At 71.7% G+C, this 23,449-nt stretch carries 22 protein-coding genes; 8 read left to right on the top strand and 14 right to left on the bottom strand.

The features are described 5' to 3' along the window. The first annotated feature begins 126 nt into the window (after positions 1 to 126). From RWH45_RS03215 to RWH45_RS03195, 5 genes are all read left to right on the top strand, one after another. Entirely contained in the window at positions 127 to 2,598 is a 2,472-nt protein-coding gene (locus tag RWH45_RS03215; RefSeq protein WP_315993476.1) for a molybdopterin oxidoreductase family protein, read from the top strand. After that, on the top strand, positions 2,595 to 3,053 hold the full coding sequence (locus RWH45_RS03210; protein WP_315993475.1) for a hypothetical protein: 459 nt from the start codon (positions 2,595 to 2,597) through the stop codon (positions 3,051 to 3,053). The genes RWH45_RS03215 and RWH45_RS03210 overlap by 4 nt, the downstream gene beginning before the upstream one ends. After that, positions 3,050 to 3,577: an HPP family protein gene (locus RWH45_RS03205; protein WP_437127319.1), complete on the top strand. Its 528-nt coding sequence runs from the start codon at positions 3,050 to 3,052 to the stop codon at positions 3,575 to 3,577. Before RWH45_RS03210 ends, RWH45_RS03205 begins: the two co-directional genes overlap by 4 nt. A 154-nt stretch (positions 3,578 to 3,731) precedes the next feature. Next, the gene (locus RWH45_RS03200; RefSeq protein ID WP_315993473.1) at positions 3,732 to 4,037 is read left to right on the top strand and encodes a hypothetical protein; all 306 of its coding nucleotides are present in this window, start codon (positions 3,732 to 3,734) and stop codon (positions 4,035 to 4,037) included. 88 nt (positions 4,038 to 4,125) lie between these two features. After that, positions 4,126 to 4,890 carry an alpha/beta fold hydrolase gene (locus tag RWH45_RS03195; protein WP_315993472.1) on the top strand — a complete coding sequence of 255 codons (765 nt, stop codon included), beginning with the start codon at positions 4,126 to 4,128 and terminating at the stop codon, positions 4,888 to 4,890. A gap of 39 nt (positions 4,891 to 4,929) precedes the next feature. On the opposite strand, the gene RWH45_RS03190 is transcribed toward RWH45_RS03195, so the two are convergent. Then, positions 4,930 to 5,184: a hypothetical protein gene (locus tag RWH45_RS03190; protein ID WP_315993471.1), complete on the bottom strand. Its 255-nt coding sequence runs from the start codon at positions 5,182 to 5,184 to the stop codon at positions 4,930 to 4,932. 54 nt (positions 5,185 to 5,238) lie between these two features. Beyond that, complete coding sequence (locus tag RWH45_RS03185) at positions 5,239 to 6,543, bottom strand: MFS transporter (RefSeq protein WP_315993470.1); 1,305 nt, start codon at positions 6,541 to 6,543, stop codon at positions 5,239 to 5,241. Positions 6,544 to 6,789: 246 nt separating this feature from the next. Here RWH45_RS03185 and RWH45_RS03180 point away from each other — a divergent pair, with 246 nt between their 5' ends. Beyond that, positions 6,790 to 7,158, top strand: a complete 369-nt coding sequence (locus tag RWH45_RS03180; RefSeq protein ID WP_315993469.1) for a hypothetical protein — start codon at positions 6,790 to 6,792, stop codon at positions 7,156 to 7,158. Between the two features lie 31 nt (positions 7,159 to 7,189). On the opposite strand, the gene RWH45_RS03175 is transcribed toward RWH45_RS03180, so the two are convergent. The 9 genes from RWH45_RS03175 to RWH45_RS03135 all read right to left on the bottom strand — a co-directional run bounded on the left by RWH45_RS03175 (position 7,190) and on the right by RWH45_RS03135 (position 17,172). Next, positions 7,190 to 8,044 (bottom strand): ADP-dependent NAD(P)H-hydrate dehydratase, encoded by an 855-nt coding sequence (locus RWH45_RS03175; protein WP_315993468.1) that lies wholly within the window; start codon positions 8,042 to 8,044, stop codon positions 7,190 to 7,192. Continuing rightward, entirely contained in the window at positions 8,037 to 8,747 is a 711-nt protein-coding gene (locus RWH45_RS03170) for a histidine phosphatase family protein (protein WP_315993467.1), read from the bottom strand. The genes RWH45_RS03175 and RWH45_RS03170 overlap by 8 nt, the downstream gene beginning before the upstream one ends. 151 nt (positions 8,748 to 8,898) lie before the next feature. Next, positions 8,899 to 11,793 carry a chitobiase/beta-hexosaminidase C-terminal domain-containing protein gene (locus RWH45_RS03165; RefSeq protein ID WP_315993466.1) on the bottom strand — a complete coding sequence of 965 codons (2,895 nt, stop codon included), beginning with the start codon at positions 11,791 to 11,793 and terminating at the stop codon, positions 8,899 to 8,901. Positions 11,794 to 12,057: 264 nt separating this feature from the next. Further along, on the bottom strand, positions 12,058 to 12,675 hold the full coding sequence (gene eda, locus RWH45_RS03160; RefSeq protein WP_315993465.1) for a bifunctional 4-hydroxy-2-oxoglutarate aldolase/2-dehydro-3-deoxy-phosphogluconate aldolase: 618 nt from the start codon (positions 12,673 to 12,675) through the stop codon (positions 12,058 to 12,060). Between the two features lie 10 nt (positions 12,676 to 12,685). Beyond that, the gene (locus tag RWH45_RS03155) at positions 12,686 to 13,411 is read right to left on the bottom strand and encodes an SDR family oxidoreductase (protein ID WP_315993464.1); all 726 of its coding nucleotides are present in this window, start codon (positions 13,409 to 13,411) and stop codon (positions 12,686 to 12,688) included. Next, complete coding sequence (locus tag RWH45_RS03150; protein ID WP_315993463.1) at positions 13,408 to 14,919, bottom strand: xylulokinase; 1,512 nt, start codon at positions 14,917 to 14,919, stop codon at positions 13,408 to 13,410. Before RWH45_RS03150 ends, RWH45_RS03155 begins: the two co-directional genes overlap by 4 nt. Before the next feature lie 3 nt (positions 14,920 to 14,922). Next, positions 14,923 to 15,891, bottom strand: a complete 969-nt coding sequence (locus RWH45_RS03145) for a shikimate dehydrogenase family protein (protein WP_315993462.1) — start codon at positions 15,889 to 15,891, stop codon at positions 14,923 to 14,925. After that, positions 15,888 to 16,577, bottom strand: a complete 690-nt coding sequence (deoC, locus tag RWH45_RS03140; protein ID WP_315993461.1) for a deoxyribose-phosphate aldolase — start codon at positions 16,575 to 16,577, stop codon at positions 15,888 to 15,890. Before deoC ends, RWH45_RS03145 begins: the two co-directional genes overlap by 4 nt. Further along, on the bottom strand, positions 16,570 to 17,172 hold the full coding sequence (locus RWH45_RS03135) for a glucose-6-phosphate isomerase family protein (protein ID WP_315993460.1): 603 nt from the start codon (positions 17,170 to 17,172) through the stop codon (positions 16,570 to 16,572). Before RWH45_RS03135 ends, deoC begins: the two co-directional genes overlap by 8 nt. Before the next feature lie 134 nt (positions 17,173 to 17,306). Here RWH45_RS03135 and RWH45_RS03130 point away from each other — a divergent pair, with 134 nt between their 5' ends. Next, a complete protein-coding gene (locus tag RWH45_RS03130) occupies positions 17,307 to 19,760 on the top strand; it encodes a glycoside hydrolase family 2 protein (RefSeq protein ID WP_315993459.1) in 2,454 nt (817 codons plus the stop codon). Positions 19,761 to 19,814: 54 nt separating this feature from the next. On the opposite strand, the gene RWH45_RS03125 is transcribed toward RWH45_RS03130, so the two are convergent. From RWH45_RS03125 to RWH45_RS03115, 3 genes are read right to left on the bottom strand one after another with little or no spacing between them, the layout of a single operon-like run. Beyond that, positions 19,815 to 20,744, bottom strand: coding sequence for a phosphotriesterase family protein (locus tag RWH45_RS03125; RefSeq protein ID WP_315993458.1), 930 nt, complete (start codon positions 20,742 to 20,744; stop codon positions 19,815 to 19,817). Further along, the gene (locus tag RWH45_RS03120; protein WP_315993457.1) at positions 20,741 to 21,697 is read right to left on the bottom strand and encodes an NAD(P)-dependent oxidoreductase; all 957 of its coding nucleotides are present in this window, start codon (positions 21,695 to 21,697) and stop codon (positions 20,741 to 20,743) included. Before RWH45_RS03120 ends, RWH45_RS03125 begins: the two co-directional genes overlap by 4 nt. Then, positions 21,694 to 22,596: an SIS domain-containing protein gene (locus tag RWH45_RS03115; RefSeq protein ID WP_315993456.1), complete on the bottom strand. Its 903-nt coding sequence runs from the start codon at positions 22,594 to 22,596 to the stop codon at positions 21,694 to 21,696. Before RWH45_RS03115 ends, RWH45_RS03120 begins: the two co-directional genes overlap by 4 nt. A gap of 74 nt (positions 22,597 to 22,670) precedes the next feature. On the opposite strand from RWH45_RS03115, the gene RWH45_RS03110 reads away from it, so the two are divergent. Beyond that, the gene (locus tag RWH45_RS03110) at positions 22,671 to 23,432 is read left to right on the top strand and encodes an SDR family NAD(P)-dependent oxidoreductase (RefSeq protein ID WP_315993455.1); all 762 of its coding nucleotides are present in this window, start codon (positions 22,671 to 22,673) and stop codon (positions 23,430 to 23,432) included. The last annotated feature ends 17 nt before the right edge of the window (positions 23,433 to 23,449 follow it).

Genomic DNA, 23,449 nt, shown 5'->3' with positions numbered 1-23,449 from the left:
CGAGTCTGCCAGCAGCAGCGGCTTCGCCGAGCGAGCGAACCTTGGCACTACCTCCACCCCCTGTCGAGGCACTGCGTCGTTCGCCGAAGCCGTCCTACCGTCGCCGCCGACCGGGAGGACGTGATCATGATCGATCGCATCGAACACATCTGGGGCACGCGCACGCCGTTCGCGCAGGGGGAGCGGTGGCCGGTGCGCGTCGACCTGAAGCTCGCCGACGGGCTCACGGAGGACGACGTCGACCGGTGGGTGCAGTCGGCGTGCGTGCTGTGCAGCAACGGGTGCGGCACCGACATCGCCGTGAAGGACGGGCGGATGGTGGGGGTGCGCGGTCGCCCGATGGACATCGTCAATCACGGGCGCCTGGGTCCGAAGGGACTGTTCGGCAGTTGGCAGGGGATGACGAGTCCCGACCGCCTCACCCGACCCCTGATTCGCGTGGACGGCGAACTGGTCGAGACCGACTGGGACACCGCGATGACCCGGATCGTCGAACGCAGCCAGAATCTGCTGCACGAGAAAGGCCCACTGACCCACGGCTTCTACAGCTCGGGGCAGCTGTTCCTCGAGGAGTACTACGCCCTCGGCATCATCGGCAAGGCGGGCCTCGGCACCCCGCACATGGACGGCAACACCCGGTTGTGCACGGCCACGGCTGCGGCATCCATGAAGGAGAGCTTCGGTTCCGACGGCCAGCCCGGTAGCTATGCCGACATCGACGAGTGCGACGCCATCTTCCTGTTCGGACACAACATGGCCGAGACGCAGACCGTGCTGTGGACGCGCGTGCTCGACCGCCTCGCCGGCCCCAACCCGCCGCGCGTGGTGTGCGTCGATCCGCGGTTGACCGAGGTCGCCCGCCGCGCCGACGTGCACCTTCCGGTGCGACCGGGCACGAACCTCGCACTGATGAACGGACTGATCCGCGAACTGCTCACGAACGGCTGGATCGATGAGGACTACATCACCGCGCACACCGTCGGCTTCGACGAGCTGAAGACCACGGTCGAGCCGTGGACGCCCGAGGTCGTCGCCGAGACCTGTGGCGTCGACGCCGACGACGTGCGCGCAGCCGCCCGGATCTTCGCGCATTCGCCGCGCGTGCTCTCGACGGTGCTGCAGGGGTTCTATCAAGCGTCGGATGCCACGGCATCCGCGTGCCAGGTCAACAACCTGCACCTGCTCACCGGCAGGATCGGGCGACCGGGTGCCGGGATCCTGCAGATGAACGGGCAACCGACCGCGCAGAACGCGCGCGAGGCCGGCGCGGACGGCGACCTGCCGGGGTTCCGCAACTGGGAGAACCCGGAGCACGTGAGCCAGCTCGCCGAGCTGTGGGGCGTGCACGTCGACCGGATCCCGCACTGGTCGCCGCCGACGCACGCGATGCAGATTTTCCGGTACGCCGAACAGGGGAGCATCGAGTTCCTGTGGGTGCAGGCGACGAACCCTGCCGTGTCGATGCCGCAGTCCGAGCGGATCCGGCGGATCCTCGCGAAGCCCGAGCTGTTCCTCGTCGTGCAGGACCTCTACCTGACCGAGACGGCGATGCTCGCCGACGTCGTGCTGCCGGCGGCGGGATGGGGCGAGAAGGAGGGGACGTTCACCAACGTCAACCGCACGGTGCACCTGTCGGAGAAGGCCGTCGAGCCGCCGGGGGAGGCGCGCAGCGACCTCGACATCTTCCTCGACTACGCCCGGCGCATGGACTTTCGCCGCGACGACGGCGCCCCGCTGCTCGACTGGATCGGGCCCGAAGACGGCTTCCGCGCCTGGCAGGAGTGCACCCGCGGGCGGCTCTGCGACTACACCGGCCTCAGCTACGACAAGCTCCGCGGCGGCAGCGGCGTGCCCTGGCCGTGCAACGACGAGCACCCCGACGGGACGGTGCGCCTGTACGGCGACGGCGTCTTCCCCACCGACCTCGACCGCGCCGAGACCTACGGGCACGATTTGCTGACCGGGGCGACCATCGGACCGGTGACCTACAAGGCGATGCGCGTGGACGGCCGCGCGATCCTCAAAGCCGCGGCCTACAACCCGCCGCACGAGTCGCCGAGCGCGGACTTCCCCCTCCAGTACTCGACGGGGCGGACGGCGTACCACTTCCACACCCGGACCAAGACGGGGCGCACGCGGCAGCTGCAGCGCGCGGCACCCTCGGCGTGGGTCGAGTTGTCGCGGACGGATGCCGCGGAGCGCGGCATCCACGAAGGCGACCTCGTGCGGGTGACCTCAGCACGCGGCGAGATCGTCGTGCCGGCCCGTGTCGGCGACGTGCGGGAGGGGTGCGTCTTCGCGCCGTTCCACTACGGGTACTGGGAGGAGGGGCGATCGGGGCCCGGTGGGCATCCGACCGCGGCCAACGAGCTCACGATGACCGAGTGGGACCCGGTGTCGAAGCAACCTCTGTTCAAGGTCGCGGCGGTGCAGGTGCACAAGGTCGCGGACGGGGTGGCGCCGGCGCCGGCACCGACGACGACGGCATCCCGTCCGAGCTCCTCCGTGCCCGCCACCGTCGGCGGACCCGAGGGGGAGGCCCAGGAGTCGCTGCGGCCTGTCGAGCCGCCGCAGATCGCGACGGGGGAGGAATCGTGAACCTCGCATCGTACCTCGGGCTGCTGCACGCGGGGGAGGACGTGCTCGCGCAGTCGTTCCGGCAGCTCGCCGACGGCCACGGCGACGAACCCGACGTCTTCCACCTCTCGCACACGCTGGCGCAGCAGTGCGACGAGCACGTCCGCCGGCTCGCCCCGGTCGTCGAGCGGTACGGCGAGGAACCGGATGCCGAACCCGAGCGCTTTCACGCGGAAGCGATGAACGAGAGTCGAGGCGGGCCCCTCGGGCTGCTGCGCGACCTGCAGGACCTGCATGCTCTCGTCTCCTTCGTCGACACGACGTGGACGGTGGTGAAGCAGGCCGCCCTGGCTCTGCGCGACGAAGAACTGCTCGCGATCATCGAGGACTGCGAGGCGCAGACGAAGACGCAGCAGGCCTGGCTCTCGACGCGGCTGAAGCAGGCCGCTCCCCAGGCGCTGCTCGTGGCGTCATGATGGAGCGGGTCGGCGCGCGGCTGCGGCAGCGACCGAGCGGTGCGGCCTTGTATGCAGGGGTGCTGTCGCTGGTTGCGCTCGCGCTCGCCGGCGCGGTCGGGCTCGCCACCCGGCAGCCGTGGCTGTTCCCGAGCCTCGGGCCCACCGTGATGCTGTTCTTCGAGTCCCCCGAGACGCCGTCGTCACGCCCGCGGAACGCGCTCGTAGGGCACGGGGTGGGGCTCGTCGTCGGAGCCGCGTGCTTCTACGCCCTCGGGCTGAACGGGCAGCCGCCCGTGCCGTCCGGGGGTCTCACCGCGAGCTACCTCGCCGCGGGAGCCCTCTCCGTCGCGACCACCACGGTGGTGCTGACGTTGCTGAAGACGCCCCACCCGCCCGCGGGGGCGACGACGCTGATCGTGAGTCTCGGCATCCTGACCCAGCCGACGCAACTGGCCGCGATGGCGGGGGCGATCGTCCTGGTCACTGTGGCGGGGTGGGGGCTGAACAGGCTGCTGCTGGGGAGGGAGCACGAAGGAGGATGAGCTCAGCCGGTACCCCTCCCGGCGGACCGTGGTGCCAGGGTCACGGCCGCAAAGAGCAGTCGACCCACCGGGATGCGCAGGATCGGTTACCTGTGCGTTTCCCGAGTGCAAGAATCCCTGACACCCCGAATCCTGGCGCGCGAAGGAGCGGCCGATGTTCTCGCTGACCGGTGTCCACCTGCATCCGACGTGGAAGCGCGTCGAAGACGACTTCGTGATGGGCGCGTGCTCGCGTCGACTGTTCGGGTACGTCAGTCGGGATCCCGAGGGCGTGTGGAGCGCGTTCGACGAGGAGGCGCGCGTCGTCGCAGCAGGTGTCGACCTCCGGGAGGTGTCCGAGGCCTTGTGGGCGCATCATCTCGCGACGCACGACGACCACTGCGCCCCCGCCGGCGAGGCGCCATGGTGGCGCCGGCCGATCCGCGTCGCGCGCGAACGTCACGTCGCCTCAGCGCGGTGACCGCTCGGCCCGCGCGCCCCGAGGGGTGAGCCGGGCCGCGGCGCAACCCTCGGACGAGGTCGCGACGAACGGCCCTACGGTGACCGATGTGACGCAGCCCACTCCGACGCTCCACACGGTGAACGACCTCGCTCTCCGGTCGTTCTCGACCCGGCGCGCGAACGCTCCCATCTACGTCCTCCTCCACGGCATCGGCATGTCGCACCGGTACCACGCGCGCTTGCACGCGCAGCTGGCGACGGATGCCGAGGTGCACTCGATCGACCTGCCCGGCTTCGCCGGACTCCCCAAGCCGGGCCGCAATCCCGGCATCCGGGACGTCTCGGAGGCCCTCGGGCTCGTGCTCGATCTGCTGGACGTGCGGGACGCGGTGGTGGTCGGGCACTCGATGGGCGCGCAGTGGGCGGTGGAGCTGGGCGTGCGGCGGCCCGACCTCGTCGGCGGGGTCGTCGCGTTCGGGCCCGTGACCGATCGCGCACGGCGCGGGCCGTTGACGCAGGCGGCGCTGCTGGCGCGCGACTCGGCTCTCGAGCCGCCTCGCCTCAACGGCATCGTCGTCACCGACTACGCGCGCTGCGGACCCGCCTGGTACGCCCGTCAGGCCCGGCACATGCTGAGCTACCCGATCGAGGACCGCGTCGCGATGCTGACCGTGCCCCTGCTCGTCGTGCGGGGAGGAACGGACCCGATCGCGCGACAGGCTTGGGCGGAGCTCCTGGCCGCGCGCGCGGCCGACGGCGAGGTGGCGGTGATCCCGGGCCATCGTCACCTGGCGCACTTCACCGCACCCGCGGCGTCGGCGGAGCGGATTCGGGCCTTCGCCGCGGCGAAGGTGCGCCCTCCGCTGCCGTGAGGGCGGCTCGTCGTCGCCGGGCGTGAGGTGTGACTCGACTCAGCGAGCCCTGTCATCCCTCTGGCCGCGGGGAATGGTCAGCCCGACGGCCAGGCCCCCGACGATGAGCGCGATCGCCAAGAGCCCGATCAGTCCGGGGAGCACGATCGTGGGGGCAGCGGCTTGCTCGGCGATGTCGAGGGATGGACCGATCTCATCGATCCAGATACCGTACGCGGTGCCGTCGATGATCAGCAGCACGATGATGGTCGTTCCGATCGCCGCCGTGAGCAGCCCCCACACTGAACCTCGCATCCCCGCAGCCTTGCAGGATGCGAGCGAGATGCGAAGCCGAAAGAGCACGAGGCGCTAGGCGGAAGCACCCGGGACGCCGTGGTCGTCATCGTGTCGCGCCCGATGGAGGGGCGAGAAGAGGATGACGAGGGCGGCGACGGCGAAGACGATCGCGGCCACGCCGAGGGCGACGGGATAGCCGAAGAGGGTCACGAGGAAGCCGGCGGAGAGCGCTCCGAAGAAGAAGATGACGCGGTTGGCGGTGCGGATGGTCGAGTTCATCCGGCCCTGCAGGAAATCGGGGGCGACGGCCTGTCGATAGCCCATTTCATTGGCATCCTCGATCCCCTGCGAGAGGGCGTAGAGGAACTGCACGGCGGCGAGCAAGGGCAGGAGAAGCGCGAGGGACGTCGTCGCGGTCAGGGGGAGGAGCGCCAGCGCCAGCCAGGGTGCGACGGTGAGGGTGCGCCCGAGGAGAATCGCACGTCCGGCCCCCAGGCGCGCGCCGATGCGGGGGGCGACGACCGCGCCGAGGAAGCCGCCGACCCCGCCGACGGCGAGGATCAGGCCGAACGCCCACTCGGGCACGCCGAGCTCCCGCAGCGTGAAGACGCCGAAGAGCGTCGTCACGATGCTGTGCGCGAGAAACCACGTGTGCACAGAGAGCGCGAGCGGGCGGAGCGTGCGATGCCGGTAGGTGTACCGCACTCCCTCGACGATGTCGTGACCGAGATGGCGACCGAGCGGGCGGGGCTCGGCCCGCGTCTCGGTCACGCGGATACGCGACTGCAGCAGCGCCGAGACCGCGATCAGGCCCGCCTCGACGAGGAACAGCACCGGCGCGCCCACGAGGGTGAGCAACGCGCCGCCGAGGGCGGGGCCGGCTGTGCCGGCGACGGTCGCACTCTGCCCGAGGCGGGCGTTCGCCATGACGAGGGACCGCCGGGCGACCAGATGGGGCAGAAGCGGTTGCGCCGCGGAATCGGCGAACAGCGTGAGGACGCCCAGCGCCAGGACGACGACCGCGAGCGACCAGAACGTCAACGTGTCGGTGAGCAGGAGCACGGGGATCGTCGCGAGCACCACCGCCCGGCCGACGCTCGTCAGCACCAGCGTGGGCTGGCGTCGCCACCGGTCCATGAGGGCGCCGATGATGAGCCCGAGGAAGAGGTACGGCACGACACCCAGGGCGCTCAGGATGCTGATCTGCATCGGCGTCGCCTGGATGACCGTGACGATGAGGACCTGGAAGGCGACCCCGGCGATCGCCGTGCCGAAGGCGCGGAGGGTCGTCGCGCTCCAGAACAGCGCGAATGCCGGCGTGCGCAGGACTTCCGCCGGCCCGACGGGCCCGGCTGGTCCCGCGGCGGCGTTGCTCACACCGATCAGCCTAGGCGGGGGCCGATCGAGCGGTCCGTCTCTCGAGCGGTGTGCACCCCGGCGACGAGGCCTCTCGCGGAACCGCGGGGTGAGAGCCTTCCGCTTCCGCCGGCGACGGCATGATCGTGTGACGGGGTCGGCACAGGCAGGACAGATGCGCGGAGTCCGACCCCGCAGATTGTTCGGCGGTCGTCGGTGCGAACCGCGCGAATGCCCGGGAAGTGGTTTCAATGAGAGGATGAATGCGTGACCGAGGAGATCCCTTTTCCGCCCCGACGCAACGCCGCCGTTCTGCAGGAATGGGTCGACGATTTCCTCGCGGCCGGCAACAGCAATGGCGCCGACATTGTGGTCGCGCAGCAGGACGGCGAACGCACCAATGACACGGGTCTCGTCATCATGCGACTGCGCAAGGCGCGCGCCAGCATCTACATGGAGCCCCGCGGTTTCGACGACCCGGCGTGGGAGATGACCCTCACGGCCCGACCGGAGGATCTGACGGCACCGCCCCACGAGATGGGCGCACTGGGGGCCGAGATCGTCGTCGCCGCCAACCTCTGCACCTACCTGCAGTACCGTTCGCTCGAGTGGGACCGCAACAGCGGTCGACACTGACGACGACGCCCGTCCGCCCGGGTCGCCGCCCTCAGCTCTCGTGCAGCACGGCCGTGAGCTCGGGCAGCAGGTCGCGCGCGAGGAAGCCGATGCCGACGCGCTCGGTCAACCGGTCTCCGGCGCGCGCGTGCGTCCATCCGCCCCACACGGCCGCGCGCTCGGCATCCATCCCCTGCGCGGCGAGGCCCACGATCGCACCGGACAGCACGTCGCCGCTGCCCGCCGTGCCGAGTCCCGACCCGCCGGGCTCGGCCTGCCAGCAGCGGCCGTCGGGATGCGCGACCGTGCCGAAGCAGTGCACCACGGCGTCGTAGCGCTCGGCGATCTCGGAGATGTCGGCCGCGCGGTCGCGGCCGAGGTCTCGCTCGAGCAGCAGCTCGGCCTCCTCCTCGTTCGCGTTGATCAGCAGGTCGGGCGGCAGCAGGCCGCGATCGAAGGAGGGCAGGATGCCGAGCGCGAACGCGTCGAGCACGAGCCGGGCCACCTCGGCTTCGGCCACGGCGTGCAGCGCCGCGCGGGTGGCATCCGGGTCGTCGAAGCCGGGACCCAGGAGCACGGCATCCGCGGAGTCCAGCGCCGAGCCCAAGGCAACGTCGACGGAATCCGAACCGGTGGGCAGCTCGTAGACGCCGGCTTCGGGCATCGCGGGGCCGAGGCCGGCGGCGACTCCGGCGGGCGCCGCAATGCCGACGCGACCCGCTCCCACGCGCAGCGCGGCCTCGGCCGACAGCAGCACGCCGCCGGGGGAGCGGCGGGACCCGCCGACCACGACGATCTGCCCGCGCGACTTCTTCGAGCCGCCCGGGTCGGGCACGCCCCACGCGCGGAGGAACGCCAGGGTGACGGGTTCGGGCATGGTCTTCGCGGGCACGGTCTTGTCAGGCATCGTCTTCTCCGGAGTGCACGGTGACATCGGCGCCCTCGCTCTCGAGGTGGTCGACGGCCGAGAAGGAGACCAGCTCCCACCCCTCGTCGCGCCGCACGAGCTCGGTCACGGACGCGTTGCGCACCGTGTGCGTGGAGGCGAACGCCAGCAGCTTCGCCTCGTCGAGGGGGAGCAGCACGTAGAGCATCAGCATGATGACCGCGTCGTGCGCGACGACGAGCACGGTCGGCCCGGGTCGATCGAGGGCCTCGCCGAGGAACGATCGCAGCCGCAGAGCGACGTCGGCCCATGACTCCCCGCCCGGGGGTCGGTGGAAGAACTTGCCGAGGTGCCGTCTGCGCGCGGCCTCCTCCGGATGCAATTCCTCGACGCCCTTCGCGGTGAGCAGGTCGAGGATGCCGAGTTCGCGGTCGCGGAGTCGTTCGTCGACGAGCGCGTTCGGCGCGGGGGATCCGCTCGCGACCGACAGCGTCTGCAGGGCGCGGCGGTAGGGCGACGACCAGTACTCGTCGATGCTCGACTCGACCCCGCGGAGCCACGTGCCGAGCGCCTCGGCCTGTTCGCGTCCGACCGGGGAGAGCTGCACATCGGCGTCGCGGGTGTCGAGCGCGATCACCGGCGAGCCGTCGCGTTCCGCCTGGGATGCGGCGACGTTCCCGTCGCTCTCACCGTGTCGGACGAGCCAGAGTCGGTTCACTGCCATGGCGGCACGGTAGGTCGACATCGGCGGTCGGCGCGCGGGCGTTGACAGCGGCCCGGCCTGACGGCGTTCCTCCGACGACCTCCCCGGCGAGGGGTCGTCGCGCGAGAGCCCGCCCGCGCCGAGGCGCGAGCGGGCTCCGAGCGAGCGCAGGTCAGCGCAGGCGGAACTCCACCGTGGTGGTGTTGCCGGCGGCATCCTGCACGACCATCGTGTTGTCGCCGGAGACGGCGCCGAAGACGCCCGGTGCGACGAAGTTCACGTCGGACCACTCGTTGTCGACGAGGTCTTTCACGACACCGTTGATGGTGGCGCGATCGATCTTGCCGGCGTCGTACAGCTTGAAGCTCACCTTGTCGTAGGCCTCGGCCGTGCCCTGCGTGAACTCGGCACCCTGCTTGACCGTCACGGTGGGGGCCGTCGTGTCGGACGGGGTGTCGTCGGCGGCGACCACGCGGATGTCGTCGACGAATCCGGTGTTGTCGCCCTCGGTGGTGGTCGCCACGAACGAGATCGTGTGCTCGCCCTGCGTCACGGTGAACGGCTCCGTCTCGTAGTACCGGTAGTCGCCGCCCACCGGGACGTAGTGACCGAGCGTCTGCCCGTCGACCTGCACGTCGAACTCCTGTTGCCCGCCGAAACCGACGCGGTTCGCCGCGGCGAACGTAATCGCGTAGGTGCCGGCCGGGAACACCACGGTCTGGTCGATGCGACTCGCCAGCCCCGAGTCGCTCTTCAGGTACGCGGTGCGCTCGCCCTGCGGGGCGGGCGAGGCGGGGACGAACACGCTGTTGTTGTGCTGGATGCCGGCGCGAGCGCTGAACGTCCAGCCGTTCACCATCGGACCGTTCGCCGTCCCGCCGGTCGCGGGACGCTCGAACCCGGCGTTGAGGATGCTCACCAGCGGCGGCTCCTCCGACACGTCGGGGTTGATGAAGCAGCGGTTGTCGCCGCCCGGGTTCGGGTCGGAGCCGAACGACGCGACGGTGCACTCGACGCCGTCGGTGAAGGTGCCGAACACGAACTGTCCCGCGGAGCCGAAGGCCACATTCGCCTCGCCGTCGAAGACGCACGTGCCGCCGTCGGCGTACTGGCAGAACGCGTACCCGTCGGGTGCGTTCTGCACGTCGAGCACCTTGTACAGCCGCGACGTCACGCCCGAGGCGCTGTCGCCCGGGGCGATCGCGACGGCCCGCAGATAGGTCGTCTTGAGCGGTTCGAGGAAGATCTGCCCGGTGTACGCGGGGGAGGATGCCGTGGGCTCGCTGCCGTCGGTCGTGTAGTAGATCTGCGCGTCCGGAGTGCCGCTGGTGATCGTCACGGCCTCGATGGACGGGTACATGCCGCCGGGCAGACTGAACACCGGGGCGTCGGTGACCCCCGCCGTGCTCGCCGGGGTCACCTCGACCAGGGCGACGCCGTACTCCCCGTCGGGGAGGGTGGCGCGCACCGCGACGCTGCGCTCGGTGTCGACCGCGGGAGCGGTGAAGACGCCGTTCGCATCCACGCTGCCGTTGTCGTCGCCCACGACCGACCAGGTGGGCGTGCCGGTGCCGTCGATCACGCTCGCGTCGAGCTGCACCTGGCCGCCGCCGGCGACCTCGGAGCGCACGGGGGTCATCGCGACCTGCGTGGACGCCGGCGCCGTGGTGTAGATGGCGTAGCTGTGTTCGGCGCCGACGGTGTCGTCGGTGAAGGCGTTGCCCGTGGGCGTGAGCGTGCCGGTCGAGGCCGGCAGCAGCGCGTTGTCTTCGGGCTGCGCGATCGCATCGGTGTAGGGGATGCGGGTGAAGTCGTCGGTGGCGTCGCCGCCCTCGAACTGTACGCGCACGTCTTTCGAGGCACCCTCCTGCGTCTCGACGAGAACCGTCAGCTCACCGTCCGGAGCGCGGAACGCCGTGGCACGCACGTCGTCATCCGACACCTCGGTGCCGAGCACGGTGCTGTGCGCCGGGACGTAGCGCATCAACGGTCCGGCCTCGTAGAACGCGGCCGTGGGCGCGAGGCCGAGGATGAGCGAATCCCACAGGTTGTAGGAGCCGTTCGTGTCGCCGGCGGGGTCGCCGGTCATGACGCCGTTGAGCTGCCAGATGAGGTTCGAGTGCACGCCGTCGTTGGCGCTGCGGACGATGTAGTTGGCGTACCCGGTCTCCCACACGCTCGTGCCGGGGTTGGTCCACCCCATCTCCGAGAGGTTCAGCGGGGCCTCGCCGATCACCGCGCGACGCTGGGCGATGGCATTCCCCATCGCGTCGTACGACTCGCCGTACAGGTGGAACGAGTACTGGTCGAACACGTCGCCGGCGTTCTCGGCCATGTACTGGGTCCACTCGACCGCGTTGACCTCCTCCGGGCCCCAGATCTGCACGTCGTCGCGCAGGCCGTCGGCCGTCAGCCGGTCGCTCACGGCGCGCGCCATATCGGCGTAGTAGGCCTTCTCGTCGCCGGGTGCCCAGAAGTCCCAGCTGCCGTTGGGCTCGTTGTAGAACGTCAGATAGTCGACGTTGTCGTAACCGCGGTCGAAGAGGTTCTGCAGCAGCGCGGACGCCGAGGCGCCGTAGGCCGGCAGGTCGGCCGGTGCCGAGATGTACGGGTCGGGGGCGCCCGGGATCGTGAACCAGTCGTGGACGCGCTCGCCGACCTTCCATCCGAAGTTCAGCTCGATCTCGGTGCCCGCGTTCTTGAAGGCGTCGAGATAGCGATAGAACGCCTGCATCTCGGGGCTCTCGAAGTCGTACTGCCCCTTCTCGAGCTCCATCCAGTCGATCTGGAACCACACGCGCGCCACCTTCGGCCGCAGCGTCTGGATGCGCTCGACGTCGACCTCCCAGTCGGCGTCGTCGTAGCCGTACTTCGTCGTGCCCTCGAGCAGGCTCCACGGGATGACGTTGACGCCGACGCCGAGGTAGTCCTCCTGCACCGTCTGATCGAGGTGGACGGTGACGGTGCGCTGCTCGTCGGCCGCGGACGCCGCGGTCGGGAGGAGCAGGGCGCTGGCGACGACACTGGTCGCCGCCGTGAGGGCGAGGGCTGTGCGCCGTCGACTCATGGGATCTCCTATCGCCATTGATGCGGGGATGGCGCGAGGAGCCACGTGAGAATGTAGTCCTGCTACGCCGGGGGTGACGAGAGCGAGGCTATGCGTTCGTCGTGGAGGACGCAAGTGGCGGAATGACGCGGAAGAGGCCGCGTTGCGCGAGGTAGTGAAGGTAGTGAAGCTACGTATTCGACGGGACGCGGCGGGCGTGTGGGCGCCCCGATGCGCCCTCTCGCGTGCCGGGGCGTCGGCGCGCGAGAGGGCGCGGAACGGGGTTCAGGCCGCGGGGACGCCGATCGCCGCGGTGGCCTCCGCCGAGAGCGCGCGCACGGTCTCGGCGTCCCGGGCAGACAGTGCCGCCGAGGGAACCATCCACGACCCGCTGACGGCGAACACCGACGGCAGCGCGAGGTACTCGCCCGCGTTGGCCGCCGACACCCCGCCGGAGGGGAGGAACCGCACGTCGGGGAACGGACCCGCGAAGGCCCTCAGGGCCGCGGGGCCGCCCACGGCTGCGGCCGGGAAGACCTTGAGGTGGTCCAGGCCCGCGGCCACGGCCCGCTGGATCTCGGTGGCCGTCGCGATACCGGGCACGAGCGGTACCCCGCGCGCGGCGGCGCGCTCGGCGACGGCGTCGTCGAAGCCGGGCGAGACGAGATACGTCGCCCCGGCGTCGACCGCCGCGTCGACCTGGGCGACGGTGGTGACGGTGCCGGCTCCGACCGCGAAGTCCGAGCGGCCGGCGATCGCGCGGATCGCCTTGAGGGCGGCGGGGGTGCGCAGGGTGATCTCGGCGCACGGGATGCCGCCCGCGGCCAGGGCGTCGGCGAGGTCGGGGGCGAAGGAGGCGTCGTCGAGCACGACGACGGGCACGATGCGGCTGCCGTTCAGCATGGTCGTCACCTCACGCGTCCTGCGAGGTGGGCGCCACGACGATCTCGCGGAAGCTCACGTGCTGCGGCTGCTGGTAGGCGGTGAGGATCGCCGCGGCGATGTCGTCGGGCACGAGACCCCCGCCGATGCTCTTCTTGTACGCGTTGTAACCGTCGAGCACGTCTCCCTCGCCGGTGTTGCCGAGCAGGCCGGTGTCGACCATGCCCGGCGCCACGAGCACGACGCGCACACCGTGGGCGGCGTTCTCGCGACGCAGGCCCTCGGTCATGGCGTGGACGGCGTACTTGGTGCCGTTGTAGACGACGTGGTTGTCGTAGAGCTGCTTGCCCGCGATCGAGCCGATGTTGACGATGGTGCCGCGGCCGCGCTGCTGCATACCGGGGAGAACGAGCTGCGAGTTCTTCACCAGGGCCACGCAGTTGACGTCGAACTGCTCCTGCACGAGCGCCGGGTCCTGCTCCGCCACCGCGGACAGCGCCATCAGGCCGGCGTTGTTCACGAGCAGGTCGACCGGGCCGAAGCGCTCCTCGGCGCGGGCGAGGGCGGCGGACACGGCGGCGGTGTCGGTCACGTCGGCCTCGACGAGCTCGGCATCCGGCAGCTCGAGGGCGGCCATCGGCGCGAGGCGGCGGGCGATGAGCAGCAGGGGGTGGCCGGCGGCCGAGAAGGCGCGCGCGGTCGCGGCGCCGATCCCGGAGCTGGCGCCGGTGATGACGACGAGGGGGAGGGAGGTCATGGGGTCTCTTTCGCGGGGAGGGTTCGGGCGAACAGGGCGGCGGCGTCGGACGCGGCGGCGAAGCGCTCGCGGAGCGCGTCGTAGGCGGCGACGCCGGCGGGGTCGGGGACGATGCGCTCGAGCTCCTCGTGCGCGTCGTCGACGGCGTCGAACGAGCTCCACGTCCCGGAACCGACGAAGACGAGCGCTGCAGCGCCGAGCGTGGCGGCTTGCTGGTCGACGGAGGTGCGCAGCAGCGGGGTGCCGAGCACGTCGGCGTAGATGCGGTTCCACAGGGGCGACCGGCTGCCGCCGCCCGACACCAGCAGATCGGCGTCGCCGGGCAGACCGCCGAGCGCGCGGATGTGGCGCAGGCTCCGATCGAGGGCGAAGGCCACGCCCTCGAGGCACGCGCGTACGAGGTCGGCGGTGCCGGTGCCCAGCTCGAGACCGGTGAGCGCGCCGCGCACGCCGCTGCCGCCCTCGAGCGGCGTGCCGCCCGCGAGCGTCGGCACGAGGACCGCCCCGCGCGCGCCGCGAGGGCTGCCGTCGGCGCGGTCGATGAGCTCGCCGATGTCGCCGCCCGGCGCGAGCAGGTCGCGCAGCCACGTCAGAGTCGTCCCGCTGCTGAAGGTCGACAGCGCGCTGACGTGCAGGCCGGGAACGGCATGGCGGAAGACGTAGGGGCGGGTGACGACGTCGACCACCGGCGCGCGGGAGGTCACCGTCATCCAGCTCGACGATCCGAGCGCCGCGTAGAGGCGACCCTCCCGCGTTCCGCGGGAACCGAGCGCCATCGCCGCGTTGTCGACCGCGCCGGCGTGCACGGCGACCCCCGCGGGAAGGCCGAGCGCCTCGGCGGCCTCCGGGCGGAGCGTGCCGACGACCTCGGCCGCCTCGCGCGGGGCGGCGAACAGCGAGCGGTCGATGCCCGTCGCCTCGAGCACCTCGTCGTCGTACGCGCCCGTGGTGAGGTCGTAGGCGCCGGTGCCGGATGCCATGGAGTGATCGGTGGCGATCTCACTCGTGAGGCGGAGCGTGATCCAATCCTTCGAGCCGAGCAGCCATCGGGTGCGCGACCACTGCTCGGGGTCCTCGCGCTGCATCGTCCGCGCCTTGAACACGGGGTACAGCGCGGCGCCGAAGCCGTTGCCGGTGCGCAGGTACCAGGAGTCCTCGTCGATGCGCTCGAAGACGTCGGCGCTGCGGCCGCGGGTGTCCGACCAGATCGGGGTCGTCTGCGAGACCAGTCCGCCGCGCGCGTCGACCTGCACGACACCCAGGCTCTGCCCCGACAGCGCGATGCCGATCACGGCGTCACGAGCGCCGGGTACCGCCGCCAGCACGGTGCGCGTGGCCGCGGTCACGGCATCCCACCAGTCCTCGGGTCGCTGTTCGGCGCGACCCGGCGCGGGGTGGGAGGTGGTGTAGGTCACCACCGTCTCCGACAGCGACCGGCCGTCCGCCGACCACAGCGAGGCCTTGCAGCCCCCGGTGCCGAGGTCGAGGGCGAGAGCGAGCGGCCCCATCGGTCAGCGCGTGGCCAGGGCGAGGTCGCTCAGCCGCTCGAAAGCGGGCCCGGAGGTGGGGATGTCGATGTCGAACACCTCGGCGATGACCTGCGTCCATCCGTGCACGAAGTAGATCCACCCATCCTCCACGCGCAGGGCGCGGGTATCGGACTGCGCGCGAGCCTGGTCGAGGAACACCAGGTCCCCGCGGTAGTTGAGGTCCCACGCTACGCCGTCCTGCGGGAAGACCGCGTCATCGGGCAGAGGCGAGCCCGGGGCATCCTTGCCGAGGCCCGTCGCGTTCACGACGAGCGATCGCGGTGCGAGGTCGGCCAGCACGCGGGCGTTGTCGGCGGGGGTGGGGGTCAGGTAATACTCGAACCGGGTGTCGGTCGGCAGCGAGGCGTGGATCTCGCGCAGGTGGTCGAGGCGACCGGCCGAGCGGTTGGTGACGACGATGCGGGCCGGGCGATCGAGCCCGCGTTCGCGCTGCGACAGGTACCAGCTGATGGCGATGGTGGAGCCGCCCGCCCCCAGCAGCAGCGCGTCGGCCGGGCCGCCGGCCCAGAACCCGTCGGGCAGGAAGGCGTCGAGCGCGAGTCCGCTGGAGATGGGGTCCTTGGCGTGGCACACGAGCCGGCCGTCGCGCTTGGACAGGCAGCTCGTCTCGCCCATGAGCGAAGCGAACGGGTCGACCTCGTCGAACAGGTCGCGGCACGCGGCGTACAGGTCGATCTTGTGCGTGGTCACCAGAGCGCCGAGGCTCAGCGGATCCTCGGCGATGAAGCGCACGACGCGGCGGTAGTCCTCGGCGGGCGCGTGCAGCGGCAGGTCGATGCCCTGCAGCACGGCATCCGTCAGTCCGAGGTGCTCGGCCCACAGCGGGAAGACGTGCTGGATGGACGAGCGACCCGTGGTGACGCCGATGAAGTACAGCGTCGGCACGGTCGCCGGACGCAGCGTCTCGGCGGTGAGGGTGGGAAAGGTCATGGCTTCTCCTTCGAGGCCGAGACGGCGATGAGGGCGGCGTCGGCGTTCATGCCGAAGCGGGTGACCCCGAGCCGGGCCATCTCGCGGACGGTGTCGATGTCGCGGATGCCGCCGGCCGCCTTCAGCGCGGCGCGGCCGGCTGCGCGCTCGGCGATCAGGCGGATGTGGGCGAGCGAGGTGGGCACGCCCGACCATCCGGTTCCCGTCTTGATCCACGGGATGCCGGCCGCCACGGCGGCGTCGACGCCGCGGCGGATGTCGTCGTCGTCGAGGCGCCCGACCTCGAGGATCGCGCGCAGCGGAACCCGGCCGTCGACGACCTCGGCGACCGCGGCGAGCTCGCGCTCCACGTATGCGCCGTCGCCGGAGCGCAGGCGCCCGATCGCGACGACGACGTCGAGCTCCTGTGCGCCGAGCTCGAGCAGTTCGGTCGCCTCGGCGACCTTGGTCGCGGTGGTCGCGCCGCCGCTGGGGAAGGCGACCGGCGAGCCGGCGAGCACGGCGCTCCCTTCGAGGCGGTCGCGGAGGTGGGGCAGCCAGTTCGGCAGCACGTGGGCGCTGACGAAGCCGCCCGCCACCGCGCGCCGCGCAAGCTCGTCGACGTCGTCGCGATCGTGCTGCGCCTGGACGCAGCTGATGTCGATGTGGCGGGCGAGGTCGGCCAGGACGGCGTCTGCGTCAGGCACGGTAGCCCCCGTGGTCGGGGTTGGCCCGGGTGGTCCACCCGGAGCCGTCGGCGACGACGAGCTGCTGCATCCCGCCTGCGTCGGAGATGAGCCCGTAGTCCTGACCGGCTTCGGTGGCGTAGGCGAAGAGGGTGACGAGGGTGTCGTCGCCGACGTTGACGCTGCGGTGCACCCATCCGCCGGGAACGTGCACGACGACCCCGGGGCCGATCGGCAGCGCGCGCGACTCGCCGTCGACGGACTCCAGCAGCATGACGCCCGATCCGGACAGGCCGTAGTACAGCTCGGCGAACTCGGACTGCGCGTGCAGGTGCCCGCGCGTCATCGCGAATTCGTCGCCGATGCGGCCGGGACGCAGCACGCTCAGCCCGATCGTCAGAGCGCCCCGCCCGGTCTCGGGCGTACTGCTCTCGACCCAGTACACGGGCTCGCCGGTATCGCGGCCGAGCGCTTCGACGAACGCGGCCCCGTCGCGGTAGACCCCGGCGAGGTCGCCGAGACGCTTCTCGTATCTCTCGGACCGTCCGTCGAGCAGCCCGCGGGCGGCATCCACCGACAGTCGGGCGGGTTCGGCCGGTCGTGCAGCGGCGCACATCAGTGGATCTCCTTCACGCGCGACCGCGACGGTCGCTGAGTAGTGAGACTACAAGAAAGTTGCACGAGGAGGCAATTCCCCGTCTCGGGACGCCAACATGGGGCTGCTACAGGTAGTTGTGCTACTTCTGGAGGATGAGCTTTTCCGCAATCACCGACGGGTGGATGCTCCACCACGCCGGCGGCGACATCCCGGCGTCGTTCGCGGCGATCCCCGCGCATCCGATCCCCGCGACCGTGCCCGGCGTCGTGCACACCGACCTCCTCGCCGCCGGTCTCATCCCCGACCCGTACGTCGACGACAACGAGGCGCTGCTGGCGTGGATCGGGCACAACGCCTGGGCGTACGAGACGACCTTCACCTGGAGCCCGGACGGGGAGACGGTGCACGACCTCGTCGCGGAGGGCCTCGACACCGTCGCCCACGTGACCCTGAACGGTGTGGAGATCGCCCGGACCCGCAATCAGCACCGCACGTACCGCTGGCGGGTCGACGGCATCCTGCGCGAGGGCGAGAACCGCTTGCGCGTGGAGTTCGCCTCGCCGATCGCGTACGCCCGCGAGCGCGAGGCCGTGCTCGGGGAACGTCCGCACTCGTACGAGCATCCCTTCAACGCGATCCGCAAGTCGGCGTGCAATTTCGGGTGGGACTGGGGCCCCGCGCTGGTGACGAGCGGGATCTGGCGCCTGATCGGCATCGACGCGTGGAGCGGATGCCGTCTGGCCGCCGTCCGCCCCCAGACCGGCGTCGGCGGCGACCCGCGCCGCCTGCGCGTCGAGGTCGAGGTGCAGCGCGAGGCCGCGGGCGAGGTGGCCGTGCGCGCCGAGGTCGCGGGGAGCGTCCTCGAGGCGGTCGTCGCGGCGGAGGCGACGAGCGCCGTGCTGGAGGCGGTGATCCCGGATGCCGAGCTGTGGTGGCCGCGCGGATACGGCGCGCCCGCGCTGTCGTCGCTCGTCGTCACGGCCGGGCCGGACCGCTGGGAGAAGCGCATCGGCTTCCGTGCCGTCGAGATCGACACGACCCCCGACGATGACGGCGCCCCGTTCGTCGTGCGGCTGAACGGCCGCGACGTCTACGTGCGCGGGGCCAACTGGATCCCCGAGGACACCTTCTTCTCCCGCATCACCCGCGAACGGCTCGCCGAGCGGTTCCGCGACACGACCGACGCCGGCATGAACCTCCTGCGCGTCTGGGGCGGCGGCATCTACGAGTCCGACGACTTCTACGACCTCGCCGATGAGAACGGCATCCTCGTCTGGCAGGACTTCCTCCTCGCGTGTGCGGCGTACAGCGAGGACGCCGAGCTGTGGGACGAGTTCGCCGCCGAGGCGCGCGACAACGTCACGCGCCTGGCCCCGCACGCGAGCCTCGTGGTGTGGAACGGGGGCAACGAGAACATCTGGGGCTGGGTGGACTGGAAGTGGCGGCCGCGGTTGCGCGGTGCCACGTGGGGCGAGGGGTACTACCAGGAGCTGTTCCCCGGGGTCGTCGCCGACCTCGCGCCCGCGACCCCCTACTCGCCGGGGAGTCCCTACGGGTTCAGCAGGTACGTGCACCCGAACGACCCCGCGCACGGCACCACGCACATCTGGGACGTGTGGAACGAGGTCGACTACGACGTCTACCGCGACTACCGCCCGCGCTTCGTGTCGGAGTTCGGGTTCCAGGGCCCGCCGGCGTGGTCGACGCTCTTCTCGGTCGTGCACGACGAGCCCGCCGATCCCTACGGTCCCCTGATGCTCGTGCATCAGAAGGCCGTGGACGGCAACGGCAAGCTCGAACGCGGGCTCGGGTCCCACATCGCCGCGCCCCGCACGATCGACGACTGGCACTGGGCGACGCAGCTCAACCAGGCCCGCGCGGTGGCGTTCGGCATCGCGCACTTCCGGTCGCTGCACCCCCTCAATCAGGGGGCGATCGTCTGGCAGCTCAACGACTGCTGGCCGGTCATCTCGTGGGCGGCGGTCGACTCCCACGGCCACCGGAAGCCACTGTGGCACGCCCTGCGCGCCGTGTTCGCCGACCGGTTCGCGTCGTTCCAGCCGCGCGAGGAGGGTCTCGTGCTCGCGCTCCACGACGACCACGACGACGAGTGGACCGGGACCGTCGCGCTACGTCGCCTGACCCTCGACGGGGTCGAGAGGGCGCGCGTCGAACGACCCGTGCGCGTCGCCGCCCGCTCGGCGGCACTCCTGGAGGTGCCCGAGGAGGTCCGCACCACCGAGGACGCCGCGCAAGAGGTACTCGTCGCGGAGCTGCCGGGCGGCGGACGGGCGTTCTGGTTCTTCGCCGAGGACCCCGCCCTCGCTCTCGACCCCGAACCCGTGTCGGTATCGGTGCGGGCCGTCGACGGCTGCTACGAAGCGACCGCCGTTGCGCGCGCGGTCGCGAAGGACGTCACGTTGCTGGTCGACCGGGTGCACCCCGCGGCGCGCGTGGATCGCGCCCTCGTCACCCTGCTCCCGGGGGAGTCGGCCGTCTTCCGCATCGACGCCCCCGCGGGCCTCGACGCGGAGGCGTTCGGCCGCGCGCCCGTCCTGCGCTCGGCCAACGACCTCGTGCCCGTCGCACGGCCCGCGCTGCGTTGACGCCGGCCCCGGGCCGTGCTCCCCCCAACGGAGCGCGGCCCGGGTACGCGGTCGTCAGCGCCAGGCGAGCCAGGCCTGGGGATTGCGCCGGAGCACCGCATCGGCGAGGTCGCCCCCGCCCTCGCGACGCAGGCGCGGCACGAAGCGCTCGCCGAGATAGCGCAGCCCCGGGATGCCGCCGTATGCGGCGTACCGCGTGCGGCGGGCGACGTCGCCGCCGAGGAGGATGCGGCGGGCGGCCCCGGCTTCCGCCGCTCGCACGAGGCAGTCGAGGATCACCGCGTCGGGGTGCTCCCGGGCGCGCGCGGGACCGTCGTAGCCGAGGTAGGCGCCCGTGGCCGCGAGCTCGGCGTGGAGCACGGGGTCGGGATTGCGGTCGATGTGCGCCAGGGCCACGCGGTCGGCCGCGACCCCCACGGCATCGAGGGCCGCGAGCGCCTCGAACGCCGCCGTCCCGTGCTCGAGGTGCACCATGACGGGAGCGCCGGTCGCGGCGTGGGCGCGACCGACGGCCTCGATCGTGCGGGTGGAGTGCGCGTCGATGCGCCAGTAGCCGAGGCCCGCCTTCAGCACGCCGGCGCGCACCGCCGGGTTGCGCTCGCCGCCTGGCTCGGCCGCCCCCGCCACGAGATCGGCTTCGAACGCCGCGGCGAGCTCGTCGACCCCCGCGTCGAGGAGGGGGTCGCCGTCGCGGTAGTGCTCGCGGCGGTGCAGGCCGGTCGTCAGCACCACGGTCACCCCGGCTGCCCGGGCGATGCGCCGCGTGGCCGCCGGACGGCGCCCGAGGCCGAGGGGGGTGGCATCCACCATCGTCTCGAATCCGGATGCCGCGAACTGGCGCGTCTCCTCGAGGGCGGCGTCCTCGTCGTCGAGGTCGTCGCCGGGCAGGAGCGGCGACACCTGGAACAGGTGCTCGTGGTAGTCGACGCGCCCCAGGGTCTCGGGGGCGACGTCGCCCATCGCCGTCCGGACGAAGGGAGTCATGCGGGCACGGGGTGCGCGGGGGCCGCCCCGCGCAGCAGGGCCAGCATGTCGGCGACCGCCATGCGCCCCATCCCGTCGACGCCCTCGCGCGTCTGGGCCCCGAGGTGCGCGGTCAGCACGACGCGGTCGGCGAGATCGTCGGCCAGCAGGGGCGACCCCGTCTCGCCCACATTCTCGGTCGCGAGGGTGTCGGCGGCGTACGCGATCACGCGTCCGCGACGCGCGGCGCGCGCCACGGCCTCCTCGTCGACGAGGTCGGCGCGCGCGGTGTTGACCAGCAGCACGGGGCGCTCGTCGGTCGCGAGCCAGCGCTCGTCGATCACCGTCTGCCCTCCGGGCGCGTGTAGTGTCACGACATCGCAGCGGCTCGCGAGTTCCGCCACATCGGTGCGCTGCACGCTCTCGAACAGGGGGTCGGACGGATCGACCCAGGGATCGGCACCGAGGACGGTGGCTCCGAACGCCCGAAGCCGTTCGATGACGAGGCGGCCGATGCGCCCGAGACCCACGACTCCCACCGTGAGTGCCGACAGCTCGCGCGCGGAACGGCCCGACCAGTCGCCCGCCCGCACCCGGCGGTCGGCGGCCGGGATGCCGCGCAGAGCGGTGAGCAGCAGGGCGAGGGTGTGCTCGGCCACGGCGGCGGAGTTCGCACCCGGCGTGTTCGTGACGGGGATGCCGCGCGCGGCGGCGGCGACCAGATCGACGTTGTCGACGCCCACGCCGTAGCGCGCGATGCCGCGCAGCCGCGGCGCGAGCTCGAGGTGCGCGGCCGTGACCGGCCCGGTTCCGGCGATCCACCCGTCCGCCTCGGCCAGCAGGGGGGCGAGCTCGTCGAGCCGGTGCGCGGAGCCGGCGCGGACGAGCCGGTACCCGGCGTCGGCGAGCGCCCCCGCGGCGTCGAACGCCCCCGAGCCGAACGAGCGCGAGGTCACCAGGACCGTGGCGATCACGACGGGTCCTCGCCGGTGTCGTCGGACTGGCGCATCGCCGCCAGCTCGCTCTTCATGCGCCGCACGGCCGCGGTGTGCTCGGGGGAGCGGCGCAGGGCGACGCCCGTGGCGAGGATGTCGATGACGACGAGGCCGGCGAGGCGGCTCGTCGACGGCGTGTAGACGTCGGTGTCCTCGAACGTGCGCACGATCAGGGGGACGTCGGCCATCTCCGACAGGGGGCTCGTGCGCCCGGTGAGCGAGATGACGGTTCCGCCGGCCTTGTGCGCGGCGCGCGCGACGGTGAGGGTCTGCTCGGTGTGGCCCGTGTTCGAGATCGCCACGGTGACGCTGCGCGGGCCCGACATGGTGGCGGCGATGAACTGCTGGTGGAAGTCCTCGGGCGCCTGGCAGGGCACGCCGAACAGGGGGAACTTCTGCTGCGCGTCCTGAGCGATCACGCCGCTCGCGCCGAAGCCGACGAAGAGGATGTCGCTGGCATCCAGGATCGCGGCGATCGCCTTCTCGACGGCCGCCGGTGCGAGGGTGCGCCGGGCACGGTCGAGGCTCGAGATGGTGTGGTCGAAGATCTTCTCCGCCACATCGCCCGGGGAGTCGTCGGCGGTGATCGACGAGTGCGTCACCGGGAGACCGAGGGCGAGGGTCTGCGCCAGCTGGATCTTGAAGTCCTGGAACCCCTCGCACCCCACGGAGCTGCAGAAGCGCATGACCGTGGGCTCGCTCACTTCGGCGGCCTCGGCCAGACCCGCCATCGTGAACTGCGCGGCGCTGACGGGGTCGTCGAGGACGATCGCGGCGACCCTCTGCTCGGAACGGCGCAGGTGGGGCACTTGCCGGGTGATGCGCTCGAGGAGAGTGTCGGTGGACTCTTCGCTGGCCTGCTCGACGTCGAGGGTCATCGCGAGCTCCTTCCATGTAGTATGGCTACATCTTAGCGGACTCGCGCTCCATGGTGGAGTGCCGAAGGGGGACGATGATGTACCGGGAACGGCTGGAGCTGACGGATCGCGTCGCGGTGGTCACGGGAGGATCGCGGGGGATCGGCCTCGCGGTCGTGACCGCCCTCGTGGAGTTCGGTGCGCGCGTCGTGATCGCCGACGTCCTCGACGAGGCCGGGACGGAAGCGGCATCCTCCTTCCCCGACGGTCGGGTGTCGTACGTGCACCTCGATGTGACCGACCCCGCCGCCGTCGAAGCCGCCTTCGCGGACGTCGCGCAGCGCCTCGGGTCCGTCGACGTGCTGGTGACCTCGGCGGGGATCGCCAACCACCAGCCCTCCCTCGAGCTGGAGCGCGAGACCTGGGACCGCGTGCTCGCCGTCAACGCGACCGGAACCTTCTGGTGCGCCCGCGAGGCAGCCCGCCACATGCAGGATCGCGGCGGATCGATCGTCGCGATCGGCTCGATGTCGGGCGAGCTCGCGAACGCGCCTCAGCGCCAGGCCGCGTACAACGCGTCGAAGGGCGCCGTGCACCTGGCGGTGAAGTCGCTGGCCATCGAGTTCGCCGAGCAGAACATCCGCGTCAACGCGGTCGCCCCCGGCTACGTCGGCACCGACCTGACCAAGCAGGGCGTCCCCGACGAGTGGTGGGACGACTGGGTGCGGCGCACGCCGATGGGTCGGCTCGGGGCCCCCGAGGAGATCGGATCGTTGGTGGCCTTCCTGGCATCCGATGCCGCGTCGTACATGACCGGTTCGGTGGTGATGATCGACGGCGGTTACTCCGCCTGGTGAGCCGTCGAGCGGCCCGC

The sequence above is a fragment of the Microbacterium galbum genome, assembly GCF_032464915.1.
GTDB lineage: Bacteria > Actinomycetota > Actinomycetes > Actinomycetales > Microbacteriaceae > Microbacterium > Microbacterium galbum.
This window is presented reverse-complemented; position numbering and strand designations above follow the sequence as displayed.